Here is a 13,230-nt window from a genome sequence, read left to right as displayed (position 1 = left end):
AAGCCGTCGGGCGGACCGGGGACACCCGGCCCGCCCGACGGCGGAGATCGTACGGCGGAGATCGTTACCGCGGAATTCGTACGACTGAGTTCGTACCGCTGAGATCCTTTGGAGAAGCCCGGCTACCGGGCGAAGACCCCCGCCTGGCCCGCCAGGTCCAGGAAGTACTGCGGGGCGAGCCCCAGCACCAGCGTGACCGCGACACCCACGGCGATCGTCGTCATCGTCAGCGGCGACGGGACGGCGACCGTCGGGCCGTCCGCCTTCGGCTCGCTGAAGAACATCAGCACGATGACCCGGATGTAGAAGAACGCGGCGATGGCGGACGAGATCACACCGACCACGACCAGACCGCCGGCCCCGCCGTCGGCCGCCGCCTTGAACACGGCGAACTTCCCGCTGAACCCGCTGGTCAGCGGGATGCCCGCGAAGGCCAGCAGGAAGACGGCGAAGACCGCGGCCACCAGCGGTGAACGCCGCCCGAGCCCCGCCCACTTGGAGAGGTGCGTGGCCTCGCCGCCCGCGTCCCGTACCAGCGTGACCACGGCGAAGGCACCGATCGTCACGAACGAGTACGTCACCAGGTAGAAGAGGACCGAGCTGACGCCCTCCGGTGTGGTGGCGATGACACCGGCCAGGATGAACCCGGCGTGCGCGATGGACGAGTAGGCCAGCATCCGCTTGATGTCGGTCTGCGTGATCGCTACGACCGCGCCGCCCAGCATCGTGATGATCGCGATGGCCCACATCACGGGCCGCCAGTCCCAGCGCATCCCCGGCAGCACCACGTACAGCAGCCGCAGCAGCGCGCCGAACGCGGCGACCTTGGTGGCCGCCGCCATGAAGCCGGTGACCGGGGTGGGCGCCCCCTGGTAGACGTCCGGGGTCCACATGTGGAACGGCACGGCGCCGACCTTGAAGAGCAGCCCGAGCAGGATCATCGCGCCGCCGATGAGCAGCAGTGCGTCGTTGCCCATCGTGTTGGCGAGCGCCGGGTCGACGTTCTGCACGGTGCCGTTGACGACGTCGGCGATCCGGGCGTACGAGACGGAGCCCGCGTACCCGTAGAGCAGGGCGATCCCGAAGAGCAGGAACGCCGAGGAGAACGCCCCGAGCAGGAAGTACTTCACGGCCGCTTCCTGCGACATCAGCCTCTTGCGGCGGGCGACGGCGCAGAGCAGGTAGAGCGGCAGCGAGAAGACCTCCAGCGCCACGAAGAGCGTCAGCAGATCGTTGGCCGCGGGGAAGACGAGCATCCCGCCGATGGCGAACAGCGCGAGCGGGAAGACCTCGGTGGTGGTGAACCCGGCCTTGACCGCTTCCTGTTCGCTGTCGCTGCCCGGTACGGCGGCGGCCTGCGCGGCGAAGGAGTCCGTACGGTTGCCGTGCACCTCCGGGTCGAGCCTGCGCTCGGCGAAGGTGAAGACCGCCACCAGCGAGGCCAGCAGGATGGTGCCCTGCAGGAAGAGCGCGGGCCCGTCGACCGCGACCGCGCCCATCGCCGCGATGTGCGCCTTGGTCGAGCCGTAACCGCCGGCCGCCAGCGCGACGACCGCCGCGAAGGAGGCGACGACCGCCACGACACTGAGGAACACCTGGGCGTGGTAGCGGACCCTGCGCGGCACGAAGGCCTCGACGAGGACGCCCAGCATCGCCGCACCGAGAATGATCAGCACGGGTGAGAGCTGCGCGTACTCGATGTGCGGGGTCGGGATCTTGCCGATGGGGCCCGCCGCCCCCGTTGTCCACAGGCTGTGGACAGCTGTTGCGCTCACTTCGCGGCCTCCACTGTGGGCTTGGGGTCCTTCTTCTGGACGTCGGACATGGTGTGCTTCACGGCCGGGTTGACGATCTCCGTCAGCGGCTTCGGATAGACGCCGAGGAAGACCAGCAGCGCGATCAGCGGCAGCACGACGACCAGTTCACGGACCTTGAGGTCCGCCATGCCCTGCACCGTCGCCCTGACCGGGCCGGTCATGGTGCGCTGGTAGAGGACCAGGACGTAGAGCGCGGCCAGCACGATGCCGACCGTCGCGATGATCCCGGCGGCCGGGTACGCGCTGAATGTGCCGACCAGGACCAGGAATTCACTGACGAACGGCGACAGGCCGGGCAGCGACAGGGTGGCGAGACCGCCGATCAGGAAGGTCCCGGCCAGCACTGGGGCCACCTTCTGCACACCGCCGTAGTCGGCGATGAGCCGCGAGCCGCGCCGCGAGATCAGGAACCCGGCCACCAGCATCAGGGCGGCCGTCGAGATCCCGTGGTTGACCATGTAGAGCGTCGCGCCCGACTGGCCCTGGGTGGTCATCGCGAAGATGCCCAGGATGATGAAGCCGAAGTGCGAGACCGACGCGTAGGCGATCAGCCGCTTGATGTCGCGCTGGCCGACCGCGACGAGCGCGCCGTAGACGATGCTGATCAGCGCGAGCACCAGGATCACCGGGGTGGCCCACTTGCTCGCCTCCGGGAAGAGCTGGAGGCAGAAGCGCAGCATCGCGAACGTGCCGACCTTGTCGACCACGGCGGTGATCAGCACGGCGACCGGGGCGGTCGCCTCACCCATGGCGTTCGGCAGCCAGGTGTGCAGCGGCCAGAGCGGCGCCTTCACCGCGAAGGCGAAGAAGAAGCCGAGGAAGAGCCAGCGCTCGGTGCTGGTCGCCATGTGCAGCGAGCCGTTGGCCCGCGCGGCGACGATCTCCTGGAGGGAGAAGTTCCCCGCGACGACGTAGAGGCCGATGACTGCGGCCAGCATGAGCAGGCCGCCGACCAGGTTGTAGAGGAGGAACTTGACTGCCGCGTACGAGCGTTGGGTCGCCGCCGCCTCGTCGCCCCCGGCGTGCGCCCGGTCCCCGAAGCCGCCGATGAGGAAGTACATCGGGATGAGCATGGCTTCGAAGAGGATGTAGAACAGGAAGACGTCGGTGGCCTCGAAGGAGAGGATCACCATCGCCTCGACGGCCAGGATCAGGGCGAAGAAGCCCTGGGTGGGCCGCCAGCGCGAGCTGTGCGTCTCCAGGGGGTCGGCGTCGTGCCAGCCGGCCAGGATGACGAACGGGATGAGCAGGGCGGTCAGGGCGATCATCGCGAGCCCGATGCCGTCCACCCCCAGCTCGTACCGCACGCCGAAGTCCTTGATCCAGGCGTGCGATTCGGTGAGCTGGTAGCGGGCGCCGCCGGGGTCGAACCGGACGAGCTGGACGGCGCCCAGGGCGAGCGTGCCGAGCGAGAAGAGCAGCGCGAGCCACTTCGCCGCGGTGCGCCGCGCGGCCGGGACCGCGGCGGTGGCGACCGCACCGACCGCCGGGAGCGCCGCGGTCACCGTCAGGAGAGGAAAGGACATGGTGATCAGACCGCCCTCATCAGCAGGGTCGCGGCGACGAGGATCACTGCGCCGCCGAACATCGAGGCCGCGTAGCTGCGGGCGTAGCCGTTCTGCAGTTTGCGCAGCCGTCCCGAGAGCCCGCCGACCGAGGCGGCCGTGCCGTTGACGACGCCGTCCACCAGGGAGTGGTCGAGGTAGACCAGCGACCGGGTGAGGTGCTCGCCGCCGCGGACCAGGACCACGTGGTTGAAGTCGTCCTGGAGCAGGTCGCGCCGGGCGGCGCGGGTGAGCAGCGAACCCTTGGGGGCCACCGCGGGCACGGGCTTGCGTCCGTAGACGAGCCAGGCGATGGCGACGCCGATCACCAGGACCACCATCGTCCCGGCGGTGACGGCGCCCGCGCTGACCGGCGAATTGCCCTCGGAGTGGCCGGTGATGGGCTCCAGCCAGTGCAGGAAGCGGTTACCGATGCCGAAGAACGCACCGGCGAAGACCGAGCCGAAGGCCAGGATGATCATGGGGATGGTCATCGTCCTGGGCGACTCGTGCGGGTGCGGCTCGTGGCCGTCCGCGTCCGGCACCCAGCGCTTCTCGCCGAAGAACGTCATCAGCATGACCCGGGTCATGTAGAAGGCCGTGATGCCGGCGCCCAGCAGGGCCGCGCCGCCGAGGATCCAGCCCTCGGTGCCGCCCTTCGCGAAGGCCGCCTCGATGATCTTGTCCTTGGAGAAGAAGCCGGAGAGGCCGGGGAAGCCGATGATCGCCAGATAGCCGAGGCCGAAGGTCACGAACGTCACCGGCATGTACTTCCGCAGGCCGCCGTACTTTCGCATGTCCACCTCGTCGTTCATGCCGTGCATGACCGATCCGGCGCCGAGGAAGAGCCCGGCCTTGAAGAAGCCGTGTGTGACGAGGTGCATGATCGCGAAGGCGTACCCGATCGGGCCGAGTCCCGCCGCCATGATCATGTAGCCGATCTGCGACATGGTCGAGCCCGCGAGGGCCTTCTTGATGTCGTCCTTCGCACAACCGACGATCGCCCCGAAGAGCAGTGTCACCGCGCCGACCACCACGACGGCCAGCTGCGCGGTGGGAGCGGCGTTGAAGATCGCGCCGGAGCGGGTGATGAGGTAGACGCCCGCGGTCACCATCGTCGCCGCGTGGATCAGGGCCGAGACCGGGGTCGGGCCCTCCATCGCGTCACCGAGCCAGGACTGGAGCGGCACCTGCGCCGACTTGCCGCACGCGGCGAGCAGGAGCATCAGGCCGATGGCGGTGAGCTTGCCCTGCGAGGCGCTCCCCACGGAGTGCAGGACCGGGCCGAAGGCGAAGGTCCCGAAGGTGGTGAACATCAGCATGATCGCGATCGACAGGCCCATGTCACCGACGCGGTTGACGATGAAGGCCTTCTTGGCCGCCGTCGCCGCGGACGGCTTGTGCTGCCAGAAGCCGATCAGGAGGTACGAGGCGAGGCCGACGCCCTCCCAGCCGACGTACAGCAGCAGGTAGTTGTCGGCGAGGACCAGCAGCAGCATCGCCGCGAGGAAGAGGTTCAGATAGCCGAAGAAGCGGCGGCGCCGTTCGTCGTGCTCCATGTAGCCGATCGAGTAGATGTGGATCAGCGTGCCCACACCGGAGATCAGCAGGACGAACGTCATCGACAGCTGGTCGAGCTGGAAGGCGGCGTCGGCCTTGAAGCCGGCCACCGGGATCCAGCTGAACAGGTACTGGTGCAGGGTGCGGTGGTCCGCGCTCTTGCCCAGCATGTTCACGAAGAGGACGGCCGCCAGCACGAAGGACGCGGCGGCGAACAGCGTGCCGAGCCAGTGGCCGGCACGGTCGAACCGCCGCCCACCGCAGAGCAGTACCGCCGCTCCGAGCAAAGGCGCTGCGATCAGCAGCGCAATCAGGTTCTCCACTGTTCAGCGACCCCTTACAGCTTCATCAGGCTGGCGTCGTCGACCGAGGCCGAGTGGCGGGAACGGAAGAGCGACACGATGATCGCGAGCCCGACCACGACCTCCGCGGCGGCAACGACCATCGTGAAGAAGGCGATGATCTGGCCGTCCAGGTTTCCGTGCATACGGGAGAAGGCGACGAACGCGAGGTTGCAGGCGTTGAGCATCAGCTCCACGCACATGAAGACCACGATGGCGTTCCGCCTGATCAGCACCCCGACCGCGCCGATGGTGAACAACAGCGAGGCGAGATACAGATAGTTGACCGGATTCACTTCGCCTCCTCCTCTTCCCGGTCGAGCCGGTCGGAGCGGTCGGACCGAGTGCTCCCGGGCCGGTCGCTCTCACCGGCGATCCCGGCGTCGTGGCCGTGTCCCGACGTACGGCCCAGCCGCTCCTCGGAGCGCTGCTCCAGCGCCCTGAGGTCCGCCAGGGCCTGGCTCGACACATCGCGGATCTGGCCGCGCTGACGCAGCGTCTGCATGACGGTGAGCTCCGCCGGGGTGCCGTCCGGGAGCAGTCCGGCGACATCCACGGCGTTGTGCCGGGCGTAGACACCGGGGGCGGGCAGCGGCGGGACCTGCTTGCTGCGTACGCGGTCCTCGGACATCTGCCGCTGGGTCCTGGCCTGTTCGGTGCGCTCCCGGTGGGTGAGCACCATCGCGCCGACGGCCGCGGTGATGAGCAGCGCGCCGGTGATCTCGAAGGCGAAGACGTACTTGGTGAAGATGAGGGCGGCGAGGCCCTGCACATTGCCGTGGGCGTTGGCCTGGCCCAGACCCGTGAAGCTCTTGAGCGAGGCGTTGGCGATACCGGCGATCAGCAGGATGCCGAAGCCGAGCCCGCAGAGCACGGCCAGCCAGCGCTGCCCCTTGATGGTCTCCGTGAGCGAGTCGGCCGCGGTGACGCCGACCAGCATGACCACGAAGAGGAAGAGCATCATGATCGCGCCGGTGTAGACGACGATCTGGACGATGCCCAGGAAGTAGGCGCCGTTGGCGAGGTAGAACACCGCCAGGATGATCATGGTCCCGGCGAGGCTCAGCGCGCTGTGCACGGCACGCCGCATCAGTACGGTGGAGAGCGCGCCGATCACGGCGACCGTGCCCAGCACCCAGAACTGGAAGGCCTCACCGGTGGAGGTCAGGTAGTTCACGCCTGCGCCCCCTCGTTCGGCGCCCCGGCCCCGGCCGGCGGCTCGGCCGTCTCACCCTTGGAGAACGCGGTCTGGCGGACCGTGCCGGGGGCGGCTTCGGTCACCAGGCCCCGGTAGTAGTCCTGTTCGTCGGTACCCGGGAAGATCGAGTGCGGCGAGTCGACCATGCCCTCGTCCAGGCCGGCGAGCAACTGCTCCTTGGTGTAGATCAGGTTGGCGCGGCTGCTGTCGGCGAGCTCGAAGTCGTTCGTCATCGTGAGCGCCCGGGTGGGGCAGGCCTCGATGCAGAGTCCGCACAGGATGCAGCGGGCGTAGTTGATCTGGTAGACGCGGCCGTACCGCTCGCCCGGGGAGTAGCGCTCCTCCTCGGCGTTGTCCGCGCCCTCCACATAGATCGCGTCCGCCGGGCAGGCCCAGGCGCACAGCTCGCACCCGATGCACTTCTCCAGTCCGTCCGGATGCCGGTTGAGCTGGTGCCGCCCGTGGAAGCGCGGCGCCGTCGTCTTCTCCTGCTCCGGGTACTGCTCGGTGAGCCGCTTCTTGAACATGGCCTTGAAGGTCACGCCGAAGCCGGCCACCGGGTTCTGCCACGGTGTCTTCGGGGTCTCGGGTGTCCCGGGGGTGTCGTCCCCGGAAGACCCGGAGGACCCGGAAGCCCCTGTAGAGCGGTCAGGCATCGTCAGCCTCCTTTCCATCACTCACAGTGTCCACGCCACCACTGACAATCAGCTCCCGCTCCGTGCGTGAAGGCCGCCTGGGTACGGGTGGAAGGGTCTGTCCCGGCAACGGTGGTACGGGGAAGCCGCCCGCCATCGGGTCGAAGGCCGGCCCGGGGCCCGCGGCTTCCTCGGCGGCCCGCTCCTGCTTCTCCTGCTTGTCGCGGAAGATGTCGTAGACGAAGGAGAGCAGCAGGATCGCCACGACGGCCCCGGCTCCGTAGAGCACGATCCGGGAGTAGTCGTAGTTGTCGTTGCGCAGCGCCCGCACGGTCGCCACCAGCATCAGCCAGACCACGGAGACCGGGATGAGGACCTTCCAGCCGAGCTTCATCAACTGGTCGTAGCGCACGCGGGGAAGCGTGCCGCGCAGCCAGATGAAGAAGAAGAGGAGGAGCTGGACCTTGATGACGAACCAGAGCATCGGCCACCAGCCGTGGTTCGCGCCCTCCCAGAAGGTGGAGATCGGCCACGGGGCCCGCCAGCCGCCCAGGAAGAGCGTCGCGGAGACCGCCGAAACGGTGACCATGTTGACGTACTCGGCCAGCATGAACATCGCGAACTTGATGGACGAGTACTCGGTGTTGAAGCCGCCGACCAGGTCGCCTTCGGACTCCGGCATGTCGAACGGGGCGCGGTTGGTCTCACCGATCATGGTGACGATGTAGATGATGAAGGAGACCGGCAGCAGCACGATGAACCAGCGGTCCTTCTGCGCGTCCACGATCGCCGAGGTCGACATCGACCCCGAGTAGAGGAAGACGGAGGCGAAGGCGGCGCCCATCGCGATCTCGTAGCTGATCATCTGCGCGCAGGAGCGGAGTCCGCCGAGCAGCGGGTACGTCGACCCGGACGACCAGCCGGCCAGGACGATGCCGTAGATGCCGACCGATGCGACCGCGAGGATGTAGAGCATCGCGATCGGCAGGTCGGTGAGCTGCATCGTCGTACGGTGGCCGAAGATCGACACCTCGTTGCCGGAGGGGCCGAAGGGGATCACCGCGATCGCCATGAAGGCGGGTACCGCGGCGACGATCGGCGCCAGCACGTAGACCAGCTTGTCCGCCCGCTTGACGACCAGGTCCTCCTTCAGCATCAGCTTGATGCCGTCGGCGAGCGACTGGAGCATTCCCCAGGGGCCGTGCCGGTTGGGGCCGATGCGCAGCTGCATCCAGGCGACGACCTTGCGCTCCCACACGATGGAGAAGAGCACGGTGATCATCAGGAACGCGAAGCAGAAGACGGCCTTGATGACAACCAGCCACCAGGGGTCCCGTCCGAACATCGACAGGTCCTCGGTCGCTGCGAGGTAGTAGTTCGTCACGCCTCCACCTCCGTCGTGGCCGCGGGTGCGGCGGGTGCGGCCGGCGCGGCGGAGATCCGCACCGGTTCGCCGGGGCGGGCGCCGGTGTCGCGCAGGACGCCGCCGCCCGTCGAGTTCATCGGGAGCCAGACCACCCGGTCGGGCATCTCGGTGACCTGGAGCGGCAGCCGTACGTCGCCCGCGGGGCCGGTGACGGCGAGGACGTCGCCGTCCTTGACGCCCGTCTCCTCGGCGGTCGTCGCCGACAGCCGGGCGACCGCCGCGTGCCGGGTGCCGGCCAGCGCGTCGTCGCCCTGCTGGAGCAGGCCCAGGTCGAGCAGCAGCCGGTGGCCCGCGAGTACGGCCTCGCCCTCGGAGGGGCGGGGCAGTGGAGCGACCGTGCCGGCCGGGTCGCTCGCGTGCTGCCCGGTCCACGCGCCCAGCCGGTCCAGCTCGTTGCGTACGGAGGTGATGTCCGGCAGCGCGAAGTGGACGTCGAGCGCGTCGGCGAGCATGTGCAGCACCCGTGAGTCGGCCGGGGCCAGGGTGCGCGTCATCTGCTCGGGCTTGAGCGATGCCTCGAAGAGCCGTGCCCTGCCTTCCCAGTTGAGGAAGGTGCCCGCCTTCTCGGCGGCGGCGGCCACCGGAAGGACCACGTCGGCCCGGTCGGTGACCGCGCCGGGCCGCAGTTCGAGCGAGACCAGGAAGCCGACCTTGTCGAGGGCCTCCTCGGCCCGCGCCGGGTCGGGGAGGTCCGCGGTCTCGACACCCGCGACGAGCAGTGCGCCCAGTTCGCCGGTCGCGGCTGCTTCGAGGATCTGTCCGGTGTCCCGGCCGAAGCGGTGCGGGAGTTCGCGTACGCCCCAGACCGCGGCCACCTCCTCGCGGGCCCGCGGATCGGTGGCGGGGCGGCCGCCGGGCAGCAGCGCGGGGATCGCGCCCGCCTCGACCGCGCCCCGCTCCCCGGCCCTGCGGGGCACCCAGACCAGGGCGGCGCCGGTGGCGGTCGCGGTGCGTACGGCCGCGGTGAGCGCGCCGGGTACGGCGGCGAGCCGTTCGCCGACGACGATCACCGCGCCTTCCGTACGGAGGGCTTCGGCGGCCTGCTGCCCTTCGGAGTCCAGGCCGACCCCGCCCGCGATGGCGTCCAGCCACTCGGTCTCGGTGCCGGGTGCGGCGGGCAGCAGCGTGCCGCCCGCCTTCGCCAGGCCGCGGGTGGCGTGGGTGGCGAGGGAGAAGGTCCGCTGCCCGTGCGTGCGGTGCGCCTTGCGCAGCCGCAGGAAGATGCCGGGGGCCTCCTCCTCGGACTCGAATCCGGCGAGCAGGACGGCCGGGGCCTGTTCCAGCGAGGTGTTGGTGACTCCCGTGCCGTCGAGGTCCTTGCCGCGGCCCGCGACCCGGGCGGCCAGGAAGTCGGCCTCCTCGGCCGAGTGCACCCGGGCGCGGAAGTCGACGTCGTTGGTGTCGAGGGCGATGCGCGCGAACTTGGCGTACGCGTAGGCGTCTTCGACGGTGAGGCGGCCGCCGGTCAGCACACCGGCCCGGCCGCGCGCCGCCGCGAGACCGTTCGCGGCCCGCTCCAGCGCCTCCGGCCAGCTGGCCGGTTCCAGGACGCCGTCCTCGTTCCGTACGAGCGGGGTGGTGAGCCGGTCCGGGCGCTGGGCGTAGCGGAACCCGAAGCGGCCCTTGTCGCAGAGCCACTCCTCGTTGACCTCAGGGTCGTTGTCGGCGAGCCGCCGCATGACCTTGCCGCGCCGGTGGTCGGTGCGGGTCGCGCAGCCCCCCGAGCAGTGTTCGCACACCGAGGGCGACGACACCAGGTCGAAGGGGCGGGAGCGGAACCGGTAGGCCGCCGAGGTCAGCGCGCCGACCGGGCAGATCTGGATGGTGTTGCCGGAGAAGTACGACTCGAACGGGTCGCCCTCGCCGATGCCGACCTGCTGGAGCGCGCCGCGCTCGATCAGGTCGATCATCGGGTCGCCGGCGATCTGGTTGGAGAAGCGGGTGCAGCGGGCGCAGAGCACGCACCGCTCGCGGTCGAGCAGCACCTGGGTCGAGATCGGTACGGGCTTCTCGAAGGTCCGCTTCTTGCCGTCGAACCGGGAGTCGGGGTTGCCGTGCGACACCGCCTGGTTCTGCAGGGGGCACTCGCCGCCCTTGTCGCAGACCGGGCAGTCCAGCGGGTGGTTGATGAGGAGCAGCTCCATCACACCGTGCTGGGCCTTCTCGGCGACCGGCGAGGTGAGGTGCGACTTGACGACCATGCCGTCGGTGCAGGTGATGGTGCAGGACGCCATCGGCTTGCGCTGGCCCTCGACTTCGACGATGCACTGGCGGCAGGCGCCCGCGGGGTCGAGGAGCGGGTGGTCGCAGAAGCGCGGGATCTCGATGCCGAGCTGTTCGGCGGCGCGGATGACCAGGGTCCCCTTCGGGACCGAGATCGCGATGCCGTCGATGGTCAGCGACACCAGGTCCTCGGGCGGCACTGCTGCCTCACCGCCCCCGGAGGGAGCGCTGTTAGTCGTCACTGTCATGCGTTCACCTCCGAGATGTGGCGGGGCTCGTCGGCCCAGACGGTCGACAGGTCCGGGTCGAGCGGGCAGCCCTTGCCGGTGATGTGCTGCTCGTACTCCTCACGGAAGTACTTGAGCGAGGAGAAGATCGGCGACGCGGCGCCGTCGCCGAGCGCGCAGAACGACTTGCCGTTGACGTTGTCGGCGATGTCGTTGATCTTGTCGAGGTCGGACATCTGGCCCTTTCCGGCTTCGATGTCGCGGAGCAACTGGACGAGCCAGTACGTCCCTTCGCGGCAGGGCGTGCACTTGCCGCAGGACTCGTGCGCGTAGAACTCGGTCCAGCGGGTGACGGCCCGCACCACACAGGTCGTCTCGTCGAAGCACTGGAGCGCCTTGGTGCCGAGCATCGATCCGGCGGCGCCCACGCCCTCGTAGTCCAGCGGGACGTCGAGGTGCTCGTCGGTGAACATCGGGGTCGAAGAGCCGCCCGGCGTCCAGAACTTGAGCCGGTGGCCGTGCCGCATCCCGCCGCTCATGTCGAGCAGCTGGCGCAGGGTGATGCCGAGCGGGGCCTCGTACTGGCCGGGGCTGGTGACGTGCCCGCTGAGCGAATACAGCGTGAACCCGGCGGACTTCTCGGTGCCCATCGATTTGAACCAGTCCTTGCCCCGGTTCAGGATCGCGGGAACCGACGCGATGGATTCCACGTTGTTCACCACAGTGGGACATGCGTAGAGCCCGGCGACAGCAGGGAAAGGAGGCCGGAGCCTGGGCTGGCCGCGGCGGCCCTCCAGGGAGTCGAGGAGTGCGGTCTCCTCACCACAGATGTACGCGCCCGCCCCCGCGTGCACGGTGACGTCCAGGTCGAGTCCGCTGCCCAGGATGTCCTTGCCGAGGTATCCCGCCTCGTACGCCTCGCGTACGGCCTCGTGCATCCGCCGCAGTACGGGGACGACTTCACCCCGGAGATAGATGAAGGCATGAGAAGACCTGATCGCGTAACAGGCGATCACGATCCCCTCGATGAGGGAATGCGGGTTGGCGAAGAGGAGCGGGATGTCCTTGCAGGTCCCGGGCTCCGATTCGTCGGCGTTGACAACTAGATAATGCGGCTTTCCGTCGCCCTGCGGGATGAACTGCCACTTCATCCCGGTGGGGAAGCCCGCGCCGCCTCGGCCGCGCAGGCCCGAGTCCTTGACGTAGGCGATGAGGTCGTCGGGCGCCATGGCGAGGGCCTTCTTCAGCCCCTCGTACCCGTCGTGCCGTTTGTACGTCTCCAGGGTCCAGGAATCCGGCTGGTCCCAGAAGGCGGAGAGGACCGGGGTGAGCAGCTTCTCGGGGCTGGACTCTCCGTCGCCCTCGCCGTTCCCGCTGCCGTTGAGCTCGGTTGCCACGCTCATCACTCCCCCTCCTCTGATACGGGGCCTGCCGGGTGCTCCGGGTCTGACGCCGAGGTCTGCTGCGGTGCGTCGTGCGAGCTGAGGTGCTCGGAGCCCGGCTGGGCAGGAGCCTTCGGGGATCCGCCGCGCGGGGACACCACACGCGGCTGCGGTGCCTCACCCTTCGCGAGCCGCAGGCCCACCAGGGACGCGTGCCCCGCGCCGCCGGTCGACTCGACCGCTCCGTCCCGCTCGTCGGGGAAGCCGGCCAGGATCCGGGAGGTCTCCTGGAAGGTGCAGAGCGGCGCGCCCCGGGTCGGGGTGACCTGCTGTCCGTCCCGGAGGTCGTCGACGAGCCGTTTCGCGGACTCGACGGTCTGGTTGTCGAAGAACTCCCAGTTGACCATCAGGACGGGTGCGAAGTCGCAGGCCGCGTTGCACTCGATGTGCTCCAGCGTGACCTTGCCGTCCTCGGTGGTCTCGCCGTCGCCGACGTCGAGGTGCTCACGCAGCGCGGAGTAGATGGCGTCGCCGCCCATCACCGCGCAGAGGGTGTTGGTGCAGACACCCACCTGGTAGTCACCGCTCGGCTTGCGCCGGTACATCGAGTAGAAGGTGGAGACCGCGGTGACCTCGGCGGTGGTCAGCTCCAGCGCCTCCGCGCAGAACCGGACGCCGGTCCGGGTGACGTACCCCTCCTCGGCCTGCACCAGGTGCAGCAGCGGGAGCAGCGCCGACCTGCTGTCCGGGTAGCGGGCGATGATCTCCTTGGCGTCCGCGTCGAGCCTGGCGCGTACGTCGGCCGGGTAATCGGGGGCGGGGAGCTGGGGCATGCCCAGGCTCGTCGGGGCGGCCGATGCCGCCGGAGCCGCCGAAT

10 protein-coding genes are annotated in these 13,230 nt (G+C 69.3%); all 10 read right to left on the bottom strand.

The window, feature by feature from the left end:
* Nucleotides 1-122 precede the first annotated feature (122 nt).
* Genes nuoN through nuoE form a run of 10 tightly spaced genes read right to left on the bottom strand, consistent with a single transcriptional unit; the run spans nt 123 to nt 13,186 of the window.
* Nucleotides 123-1,775, bottom strand: coding sequence for an NADH-quinone oxidoreductase subunit NuoN (nuoN, locus tag OHB13_RS21830; protein ID WP_266854373.1), 1,653 nt, complete (start codon nt 1,773-1,775; stop codon nt 123-125).
* A complete protein-coding gene (locus tag OHB13_RS21825; RefSeq protein ID WP_266854375.1) occupies nt 1,772-3,343 on the bottom strand; it encodes an NADH-quinone oxidoreductase subunit M in 1,572 nt (523 codons plus the stop codon). Before OHB13_RS21825 ends, nuoN begins: the two co-directional genes overlap by 4 nt.
* 5 nt (nt 3,344-3,348) lie before the next feature.
* Complete coding sequence (gene nuoL, locus OHB13_RS21820) at nt 3,349-5,244, bottom strand: NADH-quinone oxidoreductase subunit L (RefSeq protein WP_266854377.1); 1,896 nt, start codon at nt 5,242-5,244, stop codon at nt 3,349-3,351.
* Between the two features lie 14 nt (nt 5,245-5,258).
* Complete coding sequence (gene nuoK, locus OHB13_RS21815) at nt 5,259-5,558, bottom strand: NADH-quinone oxidoreductase subunit NuoK (RefSeq protein ID WP_266854378.1); 300 nt, start codon at nt 5,556-5,558, stop codon at nt 5,259-5,261.
* Nucleotides 5,555-6,439: an NADH-quinone oxidoreductase subunit J gene (locus OHB13_RS21810; RefSeq protein ID WP_266854380.1), complete on the bottom strand. Its 885-nt coding sequence runs from the start codon at nt 6,437-6,439 to the stop codon at nt 5,555-5,557. Before OHB13_RS21810 ends, nuoK begins: the two co-directional genes overlap by 4 nt.
* Nucleotides 6,436-7,116 carry an NADH-quinone oxidoreductase subunit NuoI gene (nuoI, locus tag OHB13_RS21805; RefSeq protein ID WP_328378223.1) on the bottom strand — a complete coding sequence of 227 codons (681 nt, stop codon included), beginning with the start codon at nt 7,114-7,116 and terminating at the stop codon, nt 6,436-6,438. Before nuoI ends, OHB13_RS21810 begins: the two co-directional genes overlap by 4 nt.
* Nucleotides 7,109-8,440, bottom strand: a complete 1,332-nt coding sequence (nuoH, locus tag OHB13_RS21800) for an NADH-quinone oxidoreductase subunit NuoH (RefSeq protein ID WP_266860784.1) — start codon at nt 8,438-8,440, stop codon at nt 7,109-7,111. The genes nuoI and nuoH overlap by 8 nt, the downstream gene beginning before the upstream one ends.
* Nucleotides 8,441-8,475: 35 nt before the next feature.
* Entirely contained in the window at nt 8,476-10,992 is a 2,517-nt protein-coding gene (locus OHB13_RS21795) for an NADH-quinone oxidoreductase subunit G (protein WP_328378222.1), read from the bottom strand.
* Nucleotides 10,989-12,374: an NADH-quinone oxidoreductase subunit NuoF gene (nuoF, locus tag OHB13_RS21790; protein WP_266854386.1), complete on the bottom strand. Its 1,386-nt coding sequence runs from the start codon at nt 12,372-12,374 to the stop codon at nt 10,989-10,991. The genes OHB13_RS21795 and nuoF overlap by 4 nt, the downstream gene beginning before the upstream one ends.
* The gene (nuoE, locus tag OHB13_RS21785) at nt 12,374-13,186 is read right to left on the bottom strand and encodes an NADH-quinone oxidoreductase subunit NuoE (protein WP_328380362.1); all 813 of its coding nucleotides are present in this window, start codon (nt 13,184-13,186) and stop codon (nt 12,374-12,376) included. The genes nuoF and nuoE overlap by 1 nt, the downstream gene beginning before the upstream one ends.
* Between the last annotated feature and the right edge of the window lie 44 nt (nt 13,187-13,230).

Origin of the sequence: Streptomyces sp. NBC_00440, assembly GCF_036014215.1 — a bacterium.
In the GTDB taxonomy this organism is placed as follows: Bacteria; Actinomycetota; Actinomycetes; order Streptomycetales; family Streptomycetaceae; genus Streptomyces.
The sequence above is the reverse complement of the archived record's forward strand: the minus strand, read 5'-3'. Positions and strand labels throughout refer to the sequence as shown.

Excerpts from the sequence above, each read along its gene's own strand:
- OHB13_RS21825 (WP_266854375.1), bottom strand. The coding sequence starts at position 3,343 with ATGTCCTTTCCTCTCCTGACGGTGACCGCGGCGCTCCCGGCGGTCGGT.
- nuoI (WP_328378223.1), bottom strand. The coding sequence starts at position 7,116 with ATGCCTGACCGCTCTACAGGGGCTTCCGGGTCCTCCGGGTCTTCCGGG.
- nuoH (WP_266860784.1), bottom strand. The coding sequence starts at position 8,440 with ATGTTCGGACGGGACCCCTGGTGGCTGGTTGTCATCAAGGCCGTCTTC.
- OHB13_RS21795 (WP_328378222.1), bottom strand. The coding sequence starts at position 10,992 with ATGACAGTGACGACTAACAGCGCTCCCTCCGGGGGCGGTGAGGCAGCA.
- nuoF (WP_266854386.1), bottom strand. The coding sequence starts at position 12,374 with ATGAGCGTGGCAACCGAGCTCAACGGCAGCGGGAACGGCGAGGGCGAC.
- nuoE (WP_328380362.1), bottom strand. The coding sequence starts at position 13,186 with ATGCCCCAGCTCCCCGCCCCCGATTACCCGGCCGACGTACGCGCCAGG.